This is a genomic window from Pseudomonas sp. Sample_21 (assembly GCF_004307525.1).
Taxonomy (GTDB): Bacteria; Pseudomonadota; Gammaproteobacteria; order Pseudomonadales; family Pseudomonadaceae; genus Aquipseudomonas; species Aquipseudomonas atacamensis.
Genome location: NZ_RCNZ01000098.1, coordinates 1 through 20,662 on the forward strand (window position 1 = coordinate 1; position 20,662 = coordinate 20,662).

At 60.8% G+C, this 20,662-nt stretch carries 19 protein-coding genes; 12 read left to right on the forward strand and 7 right to left on the reverse strand.

What is annotated here, in order from left to right; all coding sequences use genetic code 11:
• Positions 1–2,011 (reverse strand): mechanosensitive ion channel family protein (locus D8U71_RS18165; RefSeq protein WP_130888357.1); only part of this gene is annotated, 2,011 nt, incomplete at its 3' end.
• A gap of 343 nt (positions 2,012–2,354) precedes the next feature.
• Between D8U71_RS18165 and D8U71_RS18170 the strand changes: the two genes are divergently transcribed.
• From D8U71_RS18170 to D8U71_RS18185, 4 genes are read left to right on the forward strand one after another with little or no spacing between them, the layout of a single operon-like run.
• Positions 2,355–3,281, forward strand: a complete 927-nt coding sequence (locus D8U71_RS18170) for a DUF72 domain-containing protein (protein WP_130888358.1) — start codon at positions 2,355–2,357, stop codon at positions 3,279–3,281.
• A complete protein-coding gene (locus tag D8U71_RS18175; RefSeq protein ID WP_056790768.1) occupies positions 3,278–4,075 on the forward strand; it encodes an endonuclease/exonuclease/phosphatase family protein in 798 nt (265 codons plus the stop codon). Before D8U71_RS18170 ends, D8U71_RS18175 begins: the two co-directional genes overlap by 4 nt.
• Positions 4,072–5,346, forward strand: a complete 1,275-nt coding sequence (gene clsB / locus D8U71_RS18180) for a cardiolipin synthase ClsB (RefSeq protein ID WP_016772961.1) — start codon at positions 4,072–4,074, stop codon at positions 5,344–5,346. Before D8U71_RS18175 ends, clsB begins: the two co-directional genes overlap by 4 nt.
• Complete coding sequence (locus D8U71_RS18185) at positions 5,343–6,329, forward strand: lysylphosphatidylglycerol synthase domain-containing protein (RefSeq protein WP_024014510.1); 987 nt, start codon at positions 5,343–5,345, stop codon at positions 6,327–6,329. Before clsB ends, D8U71_RS18185 begins: the two co-directional genes overlap by 4 nt.
• Before the next feature lie 111 nt (positions 6,330–6,440).
• Here D8U71_RS18185 and D8U71_RS18190 read toward each other — a convergent pair whose 3' ends face one another.
• The 3 genes from D8U71_RS18190 to D8U71_RS18200 all read right to left on the reverse strand — a co-directional run bounded on the left by D8U71_RS18190 (position 6,441) and on the right by D8U71_RS18200 (position 9,578).
• A complete protein-coding gene (locus D8U71_RS18190; RefSeq protein WP_016772959.1) occupies positions 6,441–7,199 on the reverse strand; it encodes an alpha/beta fold hydrolase in 759 nt (252 codons plus the stop codon).
• Positions 7,189–8,298, reverse strand: a complete 1,110-nt coding sequence (locus D8U71_RS18195; RefSeq protein ID WP_130888359.1) for a DUF3182 family protein — start codon at positions 8,296–8,298, stop codon at positions 7,189–7,191. Before D8U71_RS18195 ends, D8U71_RS18190 begins: the two co-directional genes overlap by 11 nt.
• Positions 8,299–8,576: 278 nt before the next feature.
• On the reverse strand, positions 8,577–9,578 hold the full coding sequence (locus D8U71_RS18200; RefSeq protein WP_130888360.1) for a GlxA family transcriptional regulator: 1,002 nt from the start codon (positions 9,576–9,578) through the stop codon (positions 8,577–8,579).
• 101 nt (positions 9,579–9,679) lie between these two features.
• Between D8U71_RS18200 and D8U71_RS18205 the strand changes: the two genes are divergently transcribed.
• The 7 genes from D8U71_RS18205 (at position 9,680) to D8U71_RS18235 (ending at position 14,943) form a co-directional block, all read left to right on the forward strand.
• Positions 9,680–10,234 (forward strand): cysteine hydrolase family protein, encoded by a 555-nt coding sequence (locus D8U71_RS18205; RefSeq protein ID WP_130888361.1) that lies wholly within the window; start codon positions 9,680–9,682, stop codon positions 10,232–10,234.
• A gap of 230 nt (positions 10,235–10,464) precedes the next feature.
• Positions 10,465–11,046, forward strand: a complete 582-nt coding sequence (locus tag D8U71_RS18210; protein WP_225914461.1) for a YjfI family protein — start codon at positions 10,465–10,467, stop codon at positions 11,044–11,046.
• 17 nt (positions 11,047–11,063) lie between these two features.
• Positions 11,064–11,762: a PspA/IM30 family protein gene (locus D8U71_RS18215; protein WP_016772954.1), complete on the forward strand. Its 699-nt coding sequence runs from the start codon at positions 11,064–11,066 to the stop codon at positions 11,760–11,762.
• Positions 11,763–11,972: 210 nt separating this feature from the next.
• Positions 11,973–12,623: a DUF2491 family protein gene (locus tag D8U71_RS18220; protein ID WP_130888362.1), complete on the forward strand. Its 651-nt coding sequence runs from the start codon at positions 11,973–11,975 to the stop codon at positions 12,621–12,623.
• 15 nt (positions 12,624–12,638) lie between these two features.
• Positions 12,639–13,064, forward strand: coding sequence for a DUF350 domain-containing protein (locus tag D8U71_RS18225; RefSeq protein ID WP_016772952.1), 426 nt, complete (start codon positions 12,639–12,641; stop codon positions 13,062–13,064).
• Positions 13,065–13,082: 18 nt separating this feature from the next.
• Positions 13,083–13,784, forward strand: a complete 702-nt coding sequence (locus D8U71_RS18230) for a DUF1190 domain-containing protein (RefSeq protein ID WP_130888363.1) — start codon at positions 13,083–13,085, stop codon at positions 13,782–13,784.
• A gap of 1 nt (position 13,785) precedes the next feature.
• Positions 13,786–14,943, forward strand: coding sequence for a glutathionylspermidine synthase family protein (locus D8U71_RS18235; protein ID WP_130888364.1), 1,158 nt, complete (start codon positions 13,786–13,788; stop codon positions 14,941–14,943).
• Positions 14,944–15,138: 195 nt separating this feature from the next.
• Here D8U71_RS18235 and D8U71_RS18240 read toward each other — a convergent pair whose 3' ends face one another.
• Positions 15,139–15,657, reverse strand: coding sequence for a single-stranded DNA-binding protein (locus D8U71_RS18240; protein ID WP_003228709.1), 519 nt, complete (start codon positions 15,655–15,657; stop codon positions 15,139–15,141).
• Between the two features lie 9 nt (positions 15,658–15,666).
• Positions 15,667–17,064, reverse strand: coding sequence for an MFS transporter (locus D8U71_RS18245; RefSeq protein ID WP_122611019.1), 1,398 nt, complete (start codon positions 17,062–17,064; stop codon positions 15,667–15,669).
• A 191-nt stretch (positions 17,065–17,255) separates the two neighbouring features.
• Here D8U71_RS18245 and uvrA point away from each other — a divergent pair, with 191 nt between their 5' ends.
• Positions 17,256–20,090: an excinuclease ABC subunit UvrA gene (gene uvrA, locus D8U71_RS18250; protein WP_130888365.1), complete on the forward strand. Its 2,835-nt coding sequence runs from the start codon at positions 17,256–17,258 to the stop codon at positions 20,088–20,090.
• A 64-nt stretch (positions 20,091–20,154) separates the two neighbouring features.
• On the opposite strand, the gene bfr is transcribed toward uvrA, so the two are convergent.
• Positions 20,155–20,622: a bacterioferritin gene (bfr, locus tag D8U71_RS18255; protein ID WP_130888366.1), complete on the reverse strand. Its 468-nt coding sequence runs from the start codon at positions 20,620–20,622 to the stop codon at positions 20,155–20,157.
• Positions 20,623–20,662 lie beyond the last annotated feature (40 nt).

Consider the following 20,662-nt stretch of genomic DNA (forward strand, 5'->3'; position numbering starts at 1 on the left):
CAAAATGCACATTCGGTGTGTTATCCACAAGCTTCTTCAAGCGCTGGTTGAACGCGCGGCTCACCGCATATTGCCCACCGGACACCGTGCGGAATTGCGCCGTCAACACCACGCCGTTCAAGTCCATCTTGTCCACGCCAAACACATCCAGCGGCCCTTGCAGGTTGTACTTGAGGAACGGGTCTTCGCGGATCGAATCACCGGCCTCGCGAATCAGCTCGATGGCTCTGTCGACATCGGTGTCGTAGGTGAACTGCACCGAGAAGAATGCGAAGGCGAACTGGCGTGATTGGTTGGTCACAGCCTTGATCTGGCCGAACGGCACTGAATGCACAAAACCCTTGCCGTCGCGCAGGCGCAAGGTGCGAATGGTCAGGCCTTCCACCGTGCCAGCGTGGCCGGAATCGAGCACCACCCAGTCGCCGATCGACAGGGTGTCTTCGATGATGATGAACAACCCGGTGATGACGTCCTGCACCAGTTGCTGCGAACCGAAACCGATCGCCAGACCGACCACGCCCGCACCGGCCAGTAGCGGCGCGACGTTGATGCCGAGGTTGGCCATGGTGGTAATCGCGCAGATCACCACGAGGATGATTTTGATCGCATTGCGCAGCAGCGGCAGGATGGTTTTCACCCGCGTGCTCGGCTGGCGTGCCGCACGTTTGCTCAGCGGCGGTTTCAGCGCTTCCTGAATCGCCGTGTCGAGCACCACCCACAGCAGCCACGTCACCAGGAAGATCAGACCGATGCTGCTCAAGGCATTGCTGATCGCCCGGCCGACCGTGCTGCTCTGGGCGAAATCGAGCAACGACACGCCCCAGATCCGCCCGAGAATATCGATGAAGACAATCGCCATGACGATGCGCAGCAAAGCATGCAACAGGCTGAGAAAGCGCTCCTTGTAGGCACTGCTGCGCTGGATCGCCTCGGCTTTGCGCGACTTGAACAGGTGCTGCAACACCGTGCTGAGAAACACCGTGGCGATCAGCAGCACAGTGGTGAACAAGGCACAGCGCAGGGCTTTCTGATTGTCCTCGCCGATGCCGATCAGACTGACCGCCGAGACCAGCACCATCAGCACGATCGGCCAGTACCACAGCCCGGAAAATATCCGCAGCGATTCCTGCAGCGACGGTTGTTTCAAACGCTGAGCGAGCGGGCGATTGCGGATCAGATGCGCCACCGGGCGGCGTAGGCGAATCACCAGCAAACCGAAAATCACCGAGGCGATCAGCCCGGTGAACACGGCGATGCTGCTGGTGATATTGCCGCCCAGTTGCCGGGCGATCTGCGGGCTGGTCAGGGCATCACTGAGGGCGGCAAGAAAGCCGATCAGGAACAGCGGGCGCGGGCAGTATTCACGGATGATTCGCGCGGCGGCGCGCTTGTGGCCGACATTGAACATCACCACCACGCACAACAACATCGATGTGGAGAAGATGCCGCTGCTGGTGGCGTAGGCCAGACACAGCGCCAGCGCACGGCCCACCGAAGCTTGCAGAAAATGGCTGACATACAGTGTCAGCGGCAGGCAGATCAGCGCCGGCAAGGTGTACGGCAGCACGTAGCCGAGCAGATCCTGACTGCGCTGACGGGTGCGCAACCAGCGGCCCTCACGCAGACGCTTGGCCAACAGACTGCCGAGCACGGTGAGCAGGGCGAAACTGCCCAGCCAAACTCCCGACAACGTGAGGAAATCCCCGGCCACGCTCCAGCCCGAGCGGTTTGACGGTTGCTTGACCAGCCTGTCGACCTCATCCGCCGCGCGGTCGGCGCGCAGCCGCCAGGCATCGACCAGGTGTTCGTTAAGGTCGAGTTTTTCCTGCACATCGTCGATGCTCGTACTGATCGCCCCGAGCAAACCACCCTGCACCAGCGGTTCCGGTTCGGCAGGTTTTTCCGCCGTATCGGCGGCGGCCGGAACGCCTGGTAGCGCGGCGGCTTGCGATGCGTTGACGCCGAAGCACAGCAGCGCTCCCAGCAGAATGGCGATCCTGAAATTGCGCAAAGCTCCGATCTCCCGTGGCTGACCCTGGTAAGGAACTGATCGGTAATTGCGCGGCAAGTTCAAGAGCCCCCTCACCCCAGCCCTCTCCCCCAGGAGAGGGAGCCGACCGAGTTGCATGACCAAAATCACCAACTGCACGTCTTGAGTCGAACTCAAGTCCTGAAGACCATGAAGATCTGCTCCCTTCCCCCTCGCCCCCTCGGGGGAGAGGGTTGGGGTGAGGGGGTAAGCTCTTGATCTTCGCTTCACCCGCGACCGTCCGTAACACCACCGAAACTTTCCCGCCCCCGCCGCAGTCATCACAGAACATCGGCAACACGAGGACTTTCTACGGGAGGATGGGATGGCGACGATTCACATCGGTATTTCAGGCTGGCGCTACGCCCCGTGGCGCGGGGATTTCTACCCGAAGGGACTGGCGCAGAAGCGCGAATTGCAGTTCGCCTCCCGCGCGGTCAACAGCATCGAAATCAATGGATCGTTCTACGCCCTGCAACGCCCCGAACGTTACGCCCAGTGGTACGCCGAAACCCCTGATGACTTCGTGTTCAGCGTCAAGGCACCGCGCTTCATCACCCACGTGCGCCGTTTGCGCGAAATCGAAAAACCGCTGGCGAATTTCTTTGCCTCGGGCGTGTTGGAGCTGAAGGAAAAACTCGGGCCGATCCTTTGGCAGTTTCCGCCAAACTTCAAATTCGACGCCGAGCGTTTCGACCAGTTTCTCGCGCAACTGCCCCACGACACCCAAGCCGCAGCCGCCCTCGCCCGCCAGCACGATTCGCATCTGCCCGGCCACGCCAGCGTCAAAGCCTGGAGCAAAAAGCCGTTGCGCCATGCTGTGGAAATTCGTCACGAGAGCTTTGTCGACCCGGAGTTCGTGCGCTTGCTCAAGCGCCACAACACCGCACTTGTCGTCGCCGATACCGCCGGCAAATGGCCGTACCGCGAAGACCTCACCAGCGACTTTGTCTATCTGCGCCTGCACGGCGCCGAAGAGCTCTACGCCAGCGGTTATTCCGAACAAGCGCTCAAGCGCTGGGCCGAGCGCATCGACGCCTGGCATCACGGTAAACAGCCAGAGGACGCCCACCTGATAGCGCCACGCCTGAAACCCCGCGCGCGCAAATCCCGCGAAGTGTTCTGCTACTTCGACAACGACATCAAAGTCCGCGCGCCCTACGACGCACGCAACCTCTTGCAGCGCTTCGACCTCGATAAAGACCTCGCCACGACTCCCGGGCAAGTTGCCGCAGAAGGAGTTCTGTCATGAGCATTCCCGAACCGGTCGGTTTCACCGACGAAGGCTCCGTGGTTGCGCCCTCGGTGCGCACTTTCACCGTACTGACGGTCAACACTCACAAGGGTTTCACTGCGCTGAACCGGCGTTTCATTCTGCCGGAGCTGCGTGAAGCGGTGCGCAGCGTCGCCGCCGACGTGGTGTTTCTGCAGGAAGTGCACGGCACGCACGAGCAGCATCCGAAACGCTACGACAACTGGCCGACGATGCCGCAATACGAATTTCTCGCCGACAGCCTCTGGCCGCAATTCGCCTACGGGCGCAACGCGGTGTATCCGGCGGGCGATCACGGCAATGCGCTGCTGTCGAAATTCCAGATCATCCGCCACGACAACCTCGATGTGTCGATCAGCGGCCATGAGAACCGCGGCCTGTTGCATTGCGTGCTGCGCCTGCCCGGAGACGGCACCGAAGTGCATGCGATCTGCGTGCATCTGGGCCTGCGCGAGAGCCACCGCAACGCGCAACTGGATCTGCTGATGCAACGTCTCGCCGAATTGCCCGCCGATGCCCCGGTGATCGTCGCTGGCGATTTCAACGACTGGCGCCAGCGTGCCGATGCGCAGCTCAAGCCCTGTGGCCTGCGCGAAGTGTTCGCCGAGCAGTACGGCAAACCCGCGCGCAGTTTTCCCGCGCGGCTGCCAGCGCTACGACTCGACCGCATCTACGTACGCAACCTCAAGGCCAGCCGGCCAAAAGTATTGACCAACCGGCCCTGGTCCCACCTTTCCGACCACGCACCGTTATCGGTGGAGATTGAACTATGAACAGTGCGCCACTGGAAAAATCCGCCGTCGACCCGGTCCCGCTGAATCCGCCGGTGCGCGAGCCCGGCCACGTTGACGTCGAGTATCAATGGCACAGCAATAACCGCGTAGAGCTGCTGGAGAACGGCGAGGAATATTTCCCCCGCGTGTTCGAAGCTATGCGCGCAGCCAAGAGCGAGATCCTGCTGGAGACTTTCATCGTTTTCGAAGACAAGGTCGGCGCCGAGTTGCAGCAGATCCTCATCGAAGCCGCCCAGCGCGGCGTGCGCACCACGGTCAGCCTCGACGGCTTCGGCTGTGGCGAGCTGAGCACCGGCTATCTGTCGGCCTTGAGCGATGCCGGCGTGCACTTGCAGATCTTCGATCCGGCGCCGAAGCACCTAGGCATCCGCACCAACTGGTTCCGCCGCTTGCACCGCAAGATCGTGGTGGTCGACGGCTTGATCGCGTTCATCGGCGGGATCAACTTTTCCGGCGATCACCTGGCCGACTTCGGCCCTGAAGCCAAGCAGGATTATTCGGTGGAGATCCAGGGCCCGGTGGTCGCCGATATCCATCACTTCGCCTTGCTGCAAAGCGGTCGTCCCGGACGCGCGCGGTTCTGGTGGCAGCGCCGGCGCCAGCGTCTGGAGGAAATGGCCTTCACCGACCACGACGGCCAGGTGCGCCTGGTGTTCCGCGATAACGATCAACACAACACCGATATCGAAGACGTGTATTTGCAGGTGCTGCGCAAGGCCAAGCGCCGGGTAATCATCGCCAACGCCTACTTCTTTCCCGGCTACCGTTTGCTGCGCGAAATCCGCAACGCCGCCCGCCGTGGCGTCGAGGTGCGGCTGATCCTGCAGGGCCAGCCGGACATGCTCGTAGCCAAACTGGCAGCGCGCATGACCTACGATTATCTGCTGCGTGCCGGCGTGCAGATTCACGAATACTGCCAGCGCCCGCTGCACGGCAAGGTCGCGCTGGTCGACGATGACTGGAGCACCGTCGGCTCGAGCAATCTCGACCCGCTGAGCCTGTCACTGAACCTGGAAGCCAACGTGCTGATCCGCGATCGAGCGTTCAATCAGCACCTGTACGAGCGCCTCGAAGACCTCAGCCAGAACCACTGCAAAGCCATGGACGCCAAGCTGTTGCCGCGTGGGCGCATCTGGCACATGACCGTGGGCTTTCTGGTGTTCCACTTCCTGCGGCACTTCCCGGCCATGGCCGGTTGGCTGCCGGCGCATAAACCGCGTCTGAAGCCTTTCCGAGGTGCGCGTCCATGAGTCATTCCGAAGTGCACTCCGATAGCCATTCGGCACAAGCGGCGCCGTCGAAATGGAGCCGCTGGAAACGTCCGCTGACCATCCTGTTTTTCCTCGCGCTGATCGTCCTGCTGACGATGTTCGCCACCCGCATCGAATGGGCCGAGGTGCTGGAGACCCTCGCCGATTTCAAGGTGCGCACGCTGATCATCGCCGCCAGCCTGACCCTGCTGAGTTTTCTGGTGTACGCCAGTTTCGACCTGATCGGCCGCACCTACATTCGTCAGGACCTGACCTGGAAGCAGATCCTGCCGGTGGGCATCATCAGCTACGCCTTCAACCTCAATCTCAGCGCCTGGGTCGGCGGGATCGCCATGCGCTATCGCCTGTATTCGCGGCTGGGCGTGAGCAAAGGCAACATCGCCAAGATTCTCGGCCTGAGCCTGGCAACCAACTGGTTCGGCTACATGACCATCGCTGGCGTAGTGTTCAGCAGCGGTCTGGTGACGATGCCACCGGGCTGGAAACTCAGCAGTTCGGCCTTGCAACTGGTCGGTGTGTTATTGCTGCTGGTCAGCGCCGGCTATCTGGCGGCGTGTCAGTTTTCCAAGCGCCGCGAGTGGTCGATTCGCGGCGTGGAAATCAACCTGCCGTCGCTGCGCATGGCGGTGTTGCAATTGCTTTTGGGCGCGCTGAACTGGTCGCTGATGGCGGCGGTGATCTTCACTCTGCTGCCGAGCAAACTGGATTATCCGCTGGTGCTTGGGGTGCTGTTGATCAGCGCGATTGCCGGGGTCATAACGCACATTCCGGCGGGGCTGGGTGTGCTGGAGGCGGTGTTCGTGGCGTTGCTGCAGCATGAGGCATCGCGCGGCAGTCTGGTCGCGGGATTGCTGGCGTATCGGGCGATTTATTTTCTTCTGCCGCTGTTGATTACGGTGGTGATGTATCTAGTGGTGGAAGCCAAGGCCAAGGCGTTGCGCATCGAGAAGAAACCTTCCTGACCATGCATTGCTGCTGATGGCCCTTTCGCGAGCAGGCTCGCTCCCACATTTGAAATGCGCTCAACCTGTGGGAGCGAGCCTGCTCGCGAAGGGGCCGGTACACGCGACAGATCATCTGGATTGGATAATGCTCAACCGTTCCCCCACCACCATCTCGGTAATCCAGTCCACCAGAATCGAGGTGTAGGCCTGCTGCGACACCGGGTCACTCAACGCGTGATCCGCGCCATCGATGATCCGGTGGGTCAACGAGTGGGTCTGCTGACACGCGGCGCGGTAACTCATGATCGTCGCGTGGGGCACGAAATCGTCGGTTTCCGATTCCACCAACAGCACGTCACCCGTGAATTGCGAACAGGCATGCAGGGCGCGATTGCTGTCGGCGCGCACCAGCGTGCCGCGATAATCGCGCAGGTCGGCCTTGTCCAGATCGCGTTTGGGCGTGTGCCATTGCTCGTCGCGGTACAGCGCCGGCACGCGCAGCGCCAGCCAGCGCACCGGGCGCAATGACGTCAGGATCGAGGCCAGATAACCGCCATAACTGGTGCCGACCACGGCGATCGCCGAGGTATCCAGCGCCGGGTGCGCCAGCAGGCGATCGTAGGCCGCCAACAAGTCACGCAAATTGTCTTCACGGGTCACGCGGGTCAGCGGGATTCCGGTGCCGCCGGTATGCCCGCGCAGGTCGAAAGTCAGGCATACGCAACCCAGGCCGGCGATGCCTTTGGCCCGTTCCAGATCACGTTCCTGACTGCCGCCCCAACCGTGAACAAACAACACCCCCGGGACTTTCGATTTGGGACTGAGGAAAGTCCCGCTCATCTGTTCGTCATCAATGTCGATTTGAATGCTTTCGCTTCTAGCCGTCATAGGATTTGACCGTCACATATTTGATAAGAAACCCGCTGTTTTCCGCCGGGCCGCGATAGACCTCGATGGCGTCCGCCGGCAGCGCCTGATCGGTATAGGTTTCCACCGACGACACGCGAATCGCGCGCATCTGTGGATCGTTGACGAAGCTTTGCAGCGCCGCCACTTCGGCGCTGCTGGCACCGCCCATGCGCCAGGATTGTTCGAGCACGCCGCTGCGCGGGTTGCAGCTGGCGTCGAGGCCTTGGGCGATATCGTAATTGCGCCGCGAGGCGAAAAAGCGCGGGTAGGCTTCGTTGGCGGCGCTGTCGAAGACCTGTGCCTGCTCAATGGCCAGACGCACATCGTCAGGCAGATCCAGCGCGAGCAATTGGTCATAGCCGCCCTGCACCACCAGCAGATTCGAACCGCCGTAGACCTCTTCGCCCTGGCCGTCCTCGGTCAAGTATTGATCACCGCAATAGCTCAACACTTTGCCGCCGATGAACGACTGGCCGACGCTGTGGGTGACGACGTTGCTCAAGTCCTGCTCCAGCACTACGCCGTTCTTGAACAGATTTTGCGCCTCGGGCCGCGCGAGGATCTCATCGAACGCGTCGAGGCTTTTGATCACTTCCTGACCGCGACCGGCGCAAGCGTGAACCGGCTTCAAGCGAATCGGCCCGGCGTACAGCAGATGTTCGGCGGCGGGCCGTGCATCTTCCAGGGCAAATACGCTGAGACCGTCGAGCACAACGTTGCGCACCCGCTCCGAAAACAGCGGCGACCAGCCCTGCGGCGCGTGCGCCAGATGACTGCGCAAACCGTGGCTGATGGCTTTGGTGCAGATGAAATCGTATTCGACGTAACCGCCCCACAAGTCATCGGGGCCGTTGATGCCAAGCGCTTGCGCGTGGGCGGCGCCGACGATTGTCTGCGTCGGCAGCAGATAGAGGTCGCGGCTCGAATATTTGGCCGGGTCGTAACTGCCGCCGAACTTGCAACCGAGAATCTGCGCCAACCAGCGCGCCAGAGCCTTGTTGGTCTCGACTTCATGTTGCGGCGCCTCGGCACGCACCGAATGGGCAACGACGATTTTGTTGCTGGGTGTCGGGGTCATGCGTTCCCCTTTTATCAGTCGATGGGTTCTCAAAGGAAATTGCAGAGATCAGGCCAAACAACGATCCCGCCGAACCGCCCGATAATCGGGAGTTTGCCGTGAATGTGCTGGCATGAGGCCTGTTTCAAACTGCACGACGGCGCGCAAAACTCCGGCAAATTGCACGATCTGTCATCCTGCCGCGATCATTGTGGGAGCGAGCCTGCTCGCGAAAGCGTAGTGTCAGCCGACTACAACTCTGTAGATCCAGCGCCTTCGCGAGCAGGCTCGCTCCCACATTAGTTCATCGTCGTTCTGGGAGCGGGATTCACACCAAACCGCCCCCGGTACTCACTCGGCCCCAACCCGGTAATCTTCTTGAAAATCGCACGAAACGCGCCCGGATCCTGATAGCCCACCGTCCAGGCAATATGGTCGATCGTGCCATTGGTGAACTCGAGCATTTCTCGCGCTTTGCCAACCCGAAGGTGCTGGCAATATTCGGTCGGTTTCAAGCCTGTAGCGGCGCGGAATCGGCGCAGGAAAGTGCGTTCTTCAAGGCCCGCGCGCTCGGCCATCGCGTTCAGCGAAACATCCGTCGCCCCGGTGCTTTGCAGCCAGTGCTGGACCTTGAGAATCGACGCGTCGCCATGGCTGAGGATCGGCGCGAAATTGCTCCCGCATTTACTGGCGCTGTCGCTGTGTTCCATCACCAGAAAACGCGCGGTCGCGGTGGCGATGCTCGGGCCGAGCAAGCGATCGACCAGGCGCAGTCCCAGTTCCGACCAGGCCATCAGCCCGGCCGTGGTGATCAGGTCGCCGTCGTCGACAATCGGCGTGTCGGCCTTCAGTTTGATCTTCGGGTAACGCTCGGCAAACGCCTGGGCCGAGGTCCAGTGGGTGGTGGCGCTGCGACCGTCGAGCAAGCCGCTTTCAGCGAGCATCAACGAGCCCACACAAACACCACCGAGGGTCGCGCCGTGTGCATGCTGATCGCGCAGCCATTGCGCAAGACTCGCGGTCATCTGCGCCGCATCGAACCCGCCGAGAGACGGCGGAATCAGCACGGCAAGCAAAACGTCCTCGTCGCCCGGATGACTGTCGTAAACCCGCGTCGGCAACTGCTCGCCCTCGACCTGCCAGTGACTGACCCGCAGCAAGGGCAATTGCACAGCCTGATACTCGGCGGCAATGCGGTTGGCCACCGCGAACAGGTCGGTCAGACCGTGCACCGCCGCCAGTTGCGCGCCGGGGTAAATCAGCACGCCCAGTTCAGCGGTGGCGGCTCTTTGTGCAGCCATTGTCAGTTTTCCCCCGTCTATTGTCGGTGCGGCCAATCCTCGAATTCTCGGCAAGCGCCAATACTGAGACCACACCCAATCACTGCCTCGAGGACAATCCCATGGCCAAGCAAGCGCTCATCGTAGTCGATATCCAGAACGACTACTTCCCCCAAGGCAAGTGGCCGCTGGTCGGCGCCGACGCCGCTGCGGACAACGCCGCACGGCTGATCGCAGCCTTTCGCGCAGCGGGCGATCCGGTGGTGCACATTCGGCATGAATTCACTTCCGACGAGGCACCGTTTTTCACTCCCGGCTCCGAGGGCGCGAAACTGCATCCGAAAGTGCTCAACCATGCCGATGAGCCGGTGGTGCTCAAGCACTTCGTCAACTCGTTCCGTGAAACCGAACTGAAAGCGGTGCTCGACGAACACGGCATCACCGACCTGGTGGTGGTCGGCAGCATGAGCCATATGTGCGTCGATGGCATCACCCGCGCGGCGGCGGACATGGGTTACAGCGTGACCGTGATTCACGATGCCTGCGCCAGCCGTGACCTGGAATTCAACGGCCTGACGGTGCCCGCCGCTCATGTGCACGCAGCATTCATGTCGGCGCTGGGTTTTGCCTACGCCAGCGTGGTATCGACTGAGCAGTTCCTGCACAGCAACGCCTAGCAACAACTGCGCAATCCCCTGGCCCGCCCCGTTGCGGGCCTTTTTGCGTCTGTCATGAAAATCTCACGCGTGAGTCATTGATGGCACTTTGCATTGGTTGTAGTGTGGCCCACGCGTGAGACGCTCATAACCGGATTCCAGCCATGACAAGCCGCACTCGGACGACTGCCGCAGCCAGCCCCAAGGGCGAGCGTGGCAAGACGTCGGCGAAAAAACCATCAAGCTTCTACATGAAGCAGATGCGCGCAGGCCTGGCCGCCGCCGGTTATGTGAAACACGAAACTTGGGTGCTTCCGGAAAACCGAAGCTTGCTCAAGCAAATGGAGCAACAGCTACGCCAACCGATTCTGGCTGGCTCTTTCATGTCGGAGAAATACATGAGCGCAGGCAACAACTGGACCATCGACAGCCTCTTCAATGCCCTCAAGGCGCTGGACGAGGTGGCTTCCCAAGAGATTTCGCTGTCCCTGATCCAGAGCTCCGAGCCGAGCATCAAGCTGGAAATGAACGAATTCGGCGGTCTGCCGATTCACATCGCCCTGGCCGGCCAGCAGATCATCGTCGACACCGTGCTGGTGGACATCGATTCGATCAGCAACGTCCAGGCGTTCAACGATGCCGTGCTGCGCAGCCGCGAGATGTTCCCGCTGTCGTCGATCGGGATCGAGTCGATGCCGAACGGGCAGACCGTCTACAACATGTTCGGCGCCCTCAGTGCTGATTCGAGCCTGACCAACGTCGTCACCGAGGTGAAAACCCTGGTCGACAACGTGCAGCGCGCCAGCGAAGCCTTCGAACACTTCTTCAAGTAATCAACAGGGAATATCCAATGACTCAGTCCATCTGGAGCAAGTTGTTCACCGCACTGCGCGGCGGCGCCAATGAAGTTGGCGAAGCCATCGCCGACCAGCAGGCACTGCGCATCCTCGATCAGGAAATCCGCGACGCCGACACCGCGCTGTCCAATGCTCGCCGCGAACTGGTGACGATCATGGCCAAGCACAAACTGGCCGCCGACCGCGTCAGCGAATACGACGCCAAGATCAAGGACCTCGAAGCCAAGGCTGTAGCCGCGTTGAATGCCGGCCGTGAAGACCTGGCGCTGGAAGTGGCCGAAGCGATTTCGACCCTGACCAACGACCTCGCTGCCGAGAAGAAGCTCAGCGATGAATTCGGCGCCTACGCCGACAACATGCGCAAAGACATCAGCAAAGCCGAATCGCGAATCAAGAGCCTGCGCCAGCAAGTGGACATGGCCAAGGCCCGCGACAGCGTGCAGAAAGCCCAGGTCAGCGCCTCGATTGCCAGCGGCGGCGCCAACGGCAAACTGGAAACTGCGGTCGGCACCCTGAACCGCCTGCAAGCCAAGCAGCAGCAACGCGCTGCCGAACTGAACGCCGCAGACGAACTGGCCGACGCCTCTACCGGCAACGACCTGGAACGCAAACTGCGCGACGCCGGCATCACGCCGAACGAAGGCAGCGCCAATGCGATCCTTGAGCGGCTGAAGCAGAAGTCCGCGCAGTAATGACTGAACGGTAACTTGTGGGAGCGAGCCTGCTCGCGAAAGCGTCGTGACAGTCTAAGAATCGAGTGACTGACACAACCCATTCGCGAGCAGGCTCGCTCCCACATGGTTTTGCGGCGTAATTGCCTCTGCTCGTTCACCGCTTCGCCCGTTACACTACCGCCACTTTTTCACCCCCGAACACCTCCACCCGCTTCAAGGAACGTACCCATGGGATGGTTTAAAGACTTGCTCGGCACCAGCAATTGGCAGGCCGCTGCGCCAACGAGCACCGGCGCCAGCGGTCCACTGGGCATGGCACAAGGCAAAGGCGTGCGCTTCGACACGACCCTGGCATTGCTGCTGGAAGGCTCGACGTCGGTGCGGGTGCCATTCGATCAAGCGGTGTGGAGCGCCGGTTGGGTCGATCTCGGCCAGTCCAACAAGCTGCACCGCTACTACATGAACGACGAGGATTTCTGGGTGCAGATCCACGTCACTGGCGATGATCAGGTCGAGTCGGTCACCCTGTTCAATTACCTCAGCTACGTGACGGTCAACAGTGACGCCGAACTGCAGCGTCTGGCCGGCCCGAACAGCCTGATCGGTCTGCCGACCTACCACCACGACGGTGTTGAATACACCCGTGAATGGGGCACCGAGTTACATCAGACCGAACTGGTGCCAATGACCGAACACGTGGTCAACCCGGACGAGTCCTACACCATCAAGCACCACGCCATGCTGTATGCCCGTGACACCGGCCTGACCGATCGCCGCGAACTGCTGCTGTTCTCCGTCGAACAGGACGAAGAAGGCACCGTCAGCCTGAGCACCTCGCTGGGCATCTCGCTGTACACGACTGATTTGAGCGCCATCTAAAAAAGGAAGTTTTTCATGCTGGAAGTCTTGGCCGTTTCCCTGAACAAAACCGCGCTGGTCGGTTTTGTCGTCTACCTGATCGGCGCCGTGTTGCTGTTCATGCTGTTTCAATTCGTCTACACGCGCATTACCGCGCACAAGGAATTCGAACTGATCCGTGCCGGCAACACTGCCGCCGCCATTGCTCTGTCCGGGGCGATCATCGGTTTCGCCATTCCGGCGAGCAACGTGATCGCCTACTCGGTCAACGTGCTCGACTTTGTCCTCTGGGCGGTCATCGCCGCCGTCGTGCAGCTGTTGGCGTTCGTTGCGACCGGGCTGGTGCTCAAGGGCACGTCCCAGCGCATCGCCAACGGCGAAGTCGCCGCCGGCATTTATGTCGCCGCCGTGGCGATCAGCGTCGGCATGCTCAATGCCGCGTGCATGACACCGTCCCACTGACCGGCAGGAAGCCTCTCGATGAAACGCAGCAAATACGTGCAATTGTCCCTCGCCGCGTCGGTGGCGATGGCGATTTCCGGTGAAGCAGCGGCGCTGGATCAGCCGCGCAACTTCCAAAGCGTTGAACAGTGTGTCGACGCCGAATTGGCCGCCGATCTCTGCTCCAGCGCCTACGTCGCCGCCCTGAACGAGCACCGGCGCATCGCCCCGGCCTACAGCGACAAGGCCAAGTGCGACGCAGACTTTGCCGCTGGCTGGTGTCAGAAAAATTCCGATGGCCGTTTCGTGCCGAAACTCGGCGGCTTTAAAGTGCCGGGCGATGCCGAGACGCCGCAGGATCTCGATGCCATCGCCAATTCGCAAATGCCGGCGGGGGACACCACGAGCAGCAGCAGCGCCAGCCACGGCGGCTCGCACTATTCCGGTGGCTCAGGTGGCGGCGGCAATGGCTGGCTGACCGGCTGGCTGATCGGCAACGCAATGAGCAACAACGCCGAACGCACCGTTTACCGTGATCGCGAAACGCGCCAGCCGTACAACACCTCAACGCAGTACCGCCGAGCTGACACAACCTCGCGCAGCCAGTCGGATTACGAGAGCAGCAAGAGCAAACCGGTGAACGTTGCGTCGTCGACTTCGCGCGGCGGCTTCGGCAGCCAGTCCAGCGCCCGCAGCGGTTGGGGTGGCTGGGGCAGCAGTTCCGGACGCTCGAGCAGCTGACATGAAAAAGATCCACTGCGCCGAGCGCCCCGACTGGAAACACACCGCCGAAAGCCTCGGTTTCCTGTTCCACACCATCGACGACGAACCGTACTGGGACGAAAGCGCCTACTACCAGTTCAGCCTGGCGCAGATCGAAAACGATCTGGAAGACCCGACCACCGAACTGCACGAGATGTGCATGGACCTGGTGGATCGCGTGGTCGACAGCGAGGAGTTGCTTGATCGCCTCAGCATCCCGGCGGCGTACTACGACATGATCCGCACCTCCTGGCGCGAGGGTCATCCGCATCTGTACGGTCGCATGGACTTTTCCTACAGCGGCAACGGGCCGGCGAAACTGTTGGAGCTCAACTACGACACGCCGACCAGCCTTTATGAGGCGGCGGCGTTTCAGTGGGGCTGGCTGGAACAATGCATCGAGCGTGGCACGCTGCCGCCGCATGCTGACCAGTTCAACAGCATCGACACCAAGCTGCATCAGGCCTTCGCCGAGTTGCAGCTGAAGCGGCCGTTTTACTTTGCCTCGATGAAAGATTCGGTCGAAGACAAAGGCACCACCGACTACCTGCGGCTGATCGCGGAAAAGGTCGGCATCGAATCACGCCATATCGATATCGAAGACATCGGCCTGACGGCTGAGGGTCGTTTCGTCGATCTGCAGGATCGCTGGATCCCGCACCTGTTCAAGCTGCACGCCTGGGAATTCATCTTCCACGAACCGTTCGGCGCGGCGATCGCCGAATGCGATACGCAGTTTTTCGAGCCGGCGTGGAAGGCGATCCTGTCCAACAAAGGTGCGCTGCCGCTGCTGTGGGAATTGCACAAGGGACATCCGAATCTGCTCGCTGCGCACCTTGATCCGAATCCGCAAAGTGCCGTACCGAAGGGCTGGGTGCGCAAGCCGTACTTTTCCCGCGAAGGTGCCAACATCGAACTGCAAACAGTGGAAGGTCTGATCGTCAAAGAGGACGGGCCTTACACCGATGCGCCGTTCATCCTGCAGGAGTTCGCGCCGCTGCCGAAGTTTGGCGACAGCTACACGCTGATTGGCTCGTGGGTGATTGGTGATGAGGCGGCAGGGATTGGTGTGCGTGAGGACAATAGTCTGATCACCAAGGACTCCAGTCGCTTCCTGCCGCATCTGATTCTGGATTAAGACGAAGTTACCTTGTGGGAGCGAGCCTGCTCGCGAAAGCGTCCTGCCAGTTACAGGTGCATCGACTGAACTGACGCATTCGCGAGCAGGCTCGCTCCCACAGGTAATCGAACATAACCGTAAATATTGCCTCACAAAAAAGGCCCGTCGTTTAAGCGACGGGCCCTTTTCATTCAAGACGGTTACAGCGGCAAATCAGAACGGAATATCGTCATCGAAGCTGTCGAAATCCGGAGCCGGTTGCGGTGCGGCCTGCTGAGGCGCCGGAGCCGAACGCTGCTGTGGAGCCGACTGCTGCGGGCGCGGTGCCTGCTGACGTGGCGCCTGCTGCTGGTAGTTGTTGCCGCCGCCTTGCTGATCGCCCTGTTGTGGACGGCCGCCGAGCAGTTGCATGGTGCCTTGCATGTCGACCACGATTTCAGTGGTGTAACGCTTGATGCCGTCCTTTTCCCACTCGCGGGTCTGCAGCTTGCCTTCGATGTACACCTGCGAACCCTTGCGCAGGTATTCACCGGCGATCTCGGCCACCTTGCCGAACATCGACACGCGGTGCCACTCGGTCTTCTCGACCTTCTGACCGGTCTGCTTGTCGGTCCATTGTTCGCTGGTGGCCAGACTCAGGTTGGTCACGGCGTTACCGTTAGGCAGGTAGCGAACTTCGGGATCCTGGCCGCAAGTGCCGACCAATATGACTTTGTTAACCCCACGGGCCATAACGTTCTCCTAAGCGTCGCACGCAGCCCCGGCCGGGTTGTTGACCAGGCGTTCGAGGGTGGTGCGATCCACTAATTCTTTGTCCAGTTTGATGTAAACAGCCGCCTCTTCGGCGACTATCACTGCATCTGTTACCCCTACCAGGGCCTTGAGGCGCTCGACCAGACCCGCTTCGCGGATCGCTTCGGGCGACAACGGCAAGCGCAGGCTCGTCACGTAGGGAGGTTCGCGCATGGTAACAGCAAAGGCCAGCCAAAGTGCAGCCAGCGCGGCGCATCCGAGGAACACAACCGACAGACCGCCATGCTGGAACAACCAGCCGCCGAGTATCCCGCCGAGTGCCGAACCGAGGAACTGGCTGGTGGAGTACACGCCCATGGCCGTGCCCTTGCCGCCTGCCGGTGAAACCTTGCTGATCAGCGACGGCAACGATGCCTCGAGCAGATTGAACGCGGTGAAAAACACCACCGTGCCGATCACCAGAGCACGCAGGCTGTCGCCGAACTGCCAGAAGAATAGTTCAGTCAGCATCAATGTCATGACGGCGCCGAGCAAAACTCGTTTCATTTTGCGTTTCTTCTCGCCGTAGATAATGAACGGGATCATGGCGAAGAACGAAATCAGCAGCGCGGTGAGGTAGACCCACCAGTGCTGTTCCTTGGGCAAACCGGCTTTCTCCACCAGTGCCAGCGGCAAGGCGACGAAGCTCGACATCAACATGGCATGTAACACAAAGATGCCCAGATCCAGGCGCAGCAGGTCCGGGTGCTTGAGCGTCGGCATCAGCGCCTGCCGGGCCACTCCGGATTCCCGGTGCTGCAACGGCCCGGTGGATTGCGGCACCATGAACATGATGATCAGGATGCCGAGCAGCGCCATGGCGCCAGTGGCGAGGAACAGCCCGGACAGCCCGAACGCACTGGTCAATAACGGCCCGACCACCATGGCCACGGCGAACGACAGGCCGATGGTCATGCCGATCATCGCCATGGCTTTGGTCCGATGCTGCTCGCGGGTCAGGTCGGAAAGCAGCGCCATCACCGCTGCAGAAATCGCCCCGGCGCCCTGCAGGATTCGCCCGGCGATCACGCCCCAGATCGAATCGGCCTGGGAAGCCAGAACACTGCCAAGAGCGAAGACGATCAGGCCGAGGTAGATCACCGGCCGGCGACCGATGCGGTCGGAAATGATCCCGAACGGAATCTGGAAAATTGCCTGGGTCAGACCGTAAGCGCCAATCGCCAGCCCGATCAGGGCCGGGGTCGCTCCCGCCAGATCCATGCCATAGGTCGCCAGCACCGGCAACACCATGAACATGCCAAGCATACGGAAGGCGAACACCAGGGCCAGACCGCTCGCCGCGCGGGTCTCGCTGCCACTCATGCGTTCGCTGTGGGGATCGTGCATGGAAAAACCTCGTGTGAACCGGCGGCGATTCTACCAGTCCCATCGGAAGACGGGGTATATCGCGACGCTATGACGCGTATAGATGAAACTCTCTTCATGAACGGCAAAACGCCCTTCGTTTGATAGTGTGCATCCATCCAGTATTTGCCCGTATACTCCTACGTTTTCGACGCCCGCCAAGCGAGGCCACTTTGGACAAGATCCTGATACGTGGGGCCCGTACCCACAACCTGAAGAACATCGACCTGACCCTGCCACGGGACAAACTGATCGTCATCACCGGCCTGTCCGGATCCGGCAAGTCGTCCCTGGCGTTCGACACGCTGTATGCCGAAGGTCAGCGCCGCTATGTCGAATCGCTGTCGGCCTATGCCCGGCAGTTCCTGTCGATGATGGAAAAACCCGACGTCGACACCATCGAAGGCCTGTCGCCGGCGATATCCATCGAACAGAAGTCGACCTCGCACAACCCGCGCTCCACGGTCGGCACCATCACCGAAATCTACGACTACCTGCGCTTGCTCTATGCCCGCGTCGGTACGCCGCGTTGCCCGGATCACGACATTCCACTGGAGGCGCAGACCGTCAGCCAGATGGTCGATCTGGTGCTGGCGCAGCCGGAAGGCAGCAAACTGATGTTGCTGGCACCGGTGATCCGCGAACGTAAAGGCGAACACCTGTCGGTCTTCGAAGAATTGCGTGCGCAAGGTTTCGTCCGCGCCCGGGTCAACGGGCGGATCTGCGAGCTCGACGAGCTGCCGAAGCTGGATAAACAGAAGAAGCATTCGATCGATGTGATCGTCGACCGCTTCAAGGTTCGCGCCGATCTGCAGCAACGTCTGGCCGAGTCTTTCGAGACCGCGCTGAAACTCGCCGACGGCATTGCCCTGGTCGCGCCGATGGACAACGAGCCGGGCGAAGAAATGATCTTCTCCGCACGCTTCGCCTGCCCGATCTGCGGCCATGCGATCAGCGAGCTGGAACCCAAGCTGTTTTCCTTCAACAACCCGGCCGGCGCCTGCCCGACCTGCGATGGCCTGGGTGTGAAGCAGTTCTTCGACATCAAGCGTCTGGTCAATGGCGAGCTGACCCTGGCCGAAGGTGCAATACGCGGCTGGGACCGGCGCAACGTTTATTACTTCCAGATGCTCGGCTCACTCGCCTCGCACTACAAGTTCAGCCTGGACAAACCCTTCAACGACCTGAGCGCCGAGCAGCAGAAGTTCATCCTGCACGGCAGCGGCTCGCAAAACGTCGACTTCAAATACCTCAACGACCGTGGCGATATCGTCAAACGCTCGCACCCGTTCGAAGGCATCGTGCCGAATCTTGAGCGTCGCTATCGCGAAACCGAATCGGCGAGCGTGCGCGAAGAGCTGGCCAAGTTCCTCAGCCATCAGGCCTGTCCCGATTGCCGTGGCACGCGTTTACGCCGTGAAGCGCGGCACGTCTGGGTCGGCGAGAAAACCCTGCCGGCAGTGACCAATCTGCCGATCGGCGATGCCTGCGAATATTTCGGTGCGCTGAAGATGACCGGTCGGCGTGGCGAGATCGCCGACAAGATCCTCAAGGAAATCCGCGAGCGTCTGCAATTTCTGGTCAACGTCGGCCTCGACTATCTGTCGCTGGATCGCAGTGCCGACACATTGTCCGGTGGCGAGGCGCAACGGATTCGTCTGGCCAGCCAGATTGGCGCGGGCCTGGTCGGCGTTCTGTATATCCTCGATGAACCATCCATTGGCCTGCATCAGCGCGACAACGACCGGCTGCTCGGTACGCTCAAGCATTTGCGCGATATCGGCAACACGGTGATCGTGGTCGAGCATGATGAAGACGCGATTCGTCTGGCTGACTATGTCGTCGATATCGGCCCGGGCGCAGGTGTACACGGCGGGCGGATCGTTGCCGAGGGCACGCCGGATGAAGTCATGGCGCACCCGGATTCGCTGACTGGCAAATACCTGTCCGGCCGGGTGAAGATCGAAGTGCCGGCCAAACGCACGCCGCGCAACAAGAAGCTCAACCTGTCGCTCAAAGGTGCGCGTGGCAACAACCTGCGCAACGTCGATCTGGACATCCCGATCGGCCTGCTGACTTGCGTGACTGGCGTATCCGGTTCGGGCAAATCGACCCTGATCAACAACACGCTGTTCCCGCTCAGCGCCACTGCACTGAATGGCGCGACCACGCTGGAAGCGGCTGCGCATGACAGCATCAAAGGTCTGGAACATCTCGACAAAGTCGTCGATATCGACCAGAGCCCGATCGGCCGTACGCCGCGCTCCAACCCGGCGACCTACACCGGGCTGTTCACACCGATCCGCGAACTGTTTGCCGGCGTGCCCGAGTCGCGCTCCCGGGGTTACGGCCCGGGGCGTTTCTCGTTCAACGTCAAGGGCGGTCGCTGCGAAGCGTGCCAGGGCGATGGCCTGATCAAGGTGGAAATGCACTTCCTGCCGGACATCTACGTGCCCTGCGACGTGTGCAAGAGCAAGCGCTACAACCGCGAAACCCTTGAGATCAAATACAAGGGCAAGAGCATCCATGAAACCCTCGAAATGACCATCGAGGAAGCACGGGAGTTCTTCGATGCGGTGCCGGCACTGGCGCGCAAGCTGCAAACGCTGATGGATGTCGGCCTGTCCTACATCAAGCTCGGGCAGTCGGCGACGACCCTGTCCGGCGGTGAAGCACAGCGGGTCAAGTTGTCGCGCGAACTGTCCAAGCGCGATACGGGCAAAACCCTGTATATCCTCGATGAGCCAACCACCGGCCTGCACTTCGCCGATATCCAGCAATTGCTCGACGTCCTCCATCGTCTGCGCGACCACGGCAACACCGTGGTGGTGATCGAGCATAACCTCGATGTGATCAAGACCGCTGACTGGTTGGTGGACCTCGGTCCTGAAGGCGGTTCCAAGGGCGGGCAGATCATTGCCACCGGTACGCCGGAGGAAGTTGCCGAGATGAAGCAATCTCACACCGGCCATTACCTCAAGCCGCTGCTGATCCGCGATCGGGCTTAACTGCCAGGCATGAAAAAGCCCCTGTCACCGTTGAAGTGACAGGGGCTTTTTTGTAGCCGTGCAATCAGGACGCGTGGGACTGCAGGTAGTTCTCGGGACCGATCAGCTTGATCAGGCCCAGCTGCTTTTCCAGCCAGTAGGTGTGATCTTCTTCGGTGTCGTTGAGCTGAACCCGCAGAATTTCGCGGCTGACATAGTCCTTGTGTTGCTCGCAAAGTTCGATGCCTTTGCACAGCGCAGCGCGGACTTTGTATTCGAGGCGCAGATCAGCTTCGAGCATCGTAGGCACCGTGGTGCCGACATCCAGATCATCCGGACGCATGCGCGGCGTGCCTTCGAGCATCAGAATCCGCCGCATCAATGCATCGGCGTGGCCGGCTTCTTCTTCCATCTCGTGGTTGATGCGCTCGTAGAGCTTGGTGAACCCCCAGTCCTCATACATCCGCGAATGAACGAAATATTGGTCACGCGCGGCCAGTTCGCCGGTCAGCAACGTATTGAGGTAATCGATTACATCTGGGTGGCCTTGCATCGCCCTACATCTCCCTTCCTGAAAGTCTGTAGTTTGAACC

Coding starts and splice junctions, on each gene's coding strand:
- D8U71_RS18170 (WP_130888358.1), top strand. CDS start 2,355: ATGGCGACGATTCACATCGGTATTTCAGGCTGGCGCTACGCCCCGTGG.
- D8U71_RS18175 (WP_056790768.1), top strand. CDS start 3,278: ATGAGCATTCCCGAACCGGTCGGTTTCACCGACGAAGGCTCCGTGGTT.
- clsB (WP_016772961.1), top strand. CDS start 4,072: ATGAACAGTGCGCCACTGGAAAAATCCGCCGTCGACCCGGTCCCGCTG.
- D8U71_RS18185 (WP_024014510.1), top strand. CDS start 5,343: ATGAGTCATTCCGAAGTGCACTCCGATAGCCATTCGGCACAAGCGGCG.
- D8U71_RS18190 (WP_016772959.1), bottom strand. CDS start 7,199: ATGACGGCTAGAAGCGAAAGCATTCAAATCGACATTGATGACGAACAG.
- D8U71_RS18195 (WP_130888359.1), bottom strand. CDS start 8,298: ATGACCCCGACACCCAGCAACAAAATCGTCGTTGCCCATTCGGTGCGT.
- D8U71_RS18200 (WP_130888360.1), bottom strand. CDS start 9,578: ATGGCTGCACAAAGAGCCGCCACCGCTGAACTGGGCGTGCTGATTTAC.
- D8U71_RS18205 (WP_130888361.1), top strand. CDS start 9,680: ATGGCCAAGCAAGCGCTCATCGTAGTCGATATCCAGAACGACTACTTC.
- D8U71_RS18210 (WP_225914461.1), top strand. CDS start 10,465: ATGAAGCAGATGCGCGCAGGCCTGGCCGCCGCCGGTTATGTGAAACAC.
- D8U71_RS18215 (WP_016772954.1), top strand. CDS start 11,064: ATGACTCAGTCCATCTGGAGCAAGTTGTTCACCGCACTGCGCGGCGGC.
- D8U71_RS18220 (WP_130888362.1), top strand. CDS start 11,973: ATGGGATGGTTTAAAGACTTGCTCGGCACCAGCAATTGGCAGGCCGCT.
- D8U71_RS18225 (WP_016772952.1), top strand. CDS start 12,639: ATGCTGGAAGTCTTGGCCGTTTCCCTGAACAAAACCGCGCTGGTCGGT.
- D8U71_RS18230 (WP_130888363.1), top strand. CDS start 13,083: ATGAAACGCAGCAAATACGTGCAATTGTCCCTCGCCGCGTCGGTGGCG.
- D8U71_RS18235 (WP_130888364.1), top strand. CDS start 13,786: ATGAAAAAGATCCACTGCGCCGAGCGCCCCGACTGGAAACACACCGCC.
- D8U71_RS18240 (WP_003228709.1), bottom strand. CDS start 15,657: ATGGCCCGTGGGGTTAACAAAGTCATATTGGTCGGCACTTGCGGCCAG.
- D8U71_RS18245 (WP_122611019.1), bottom strand. CDS start 17,064: ATGCACGATCCCCACAGCGAACGCATGAGTGGCAGCGAGACCCGCGCG.
- bfr (WP_130888366.1), bottom strand. CDS start 20,622: ATGCAAGGCCACCCAGATGTAATCGATTACCTCAATACGTTGCTGACC.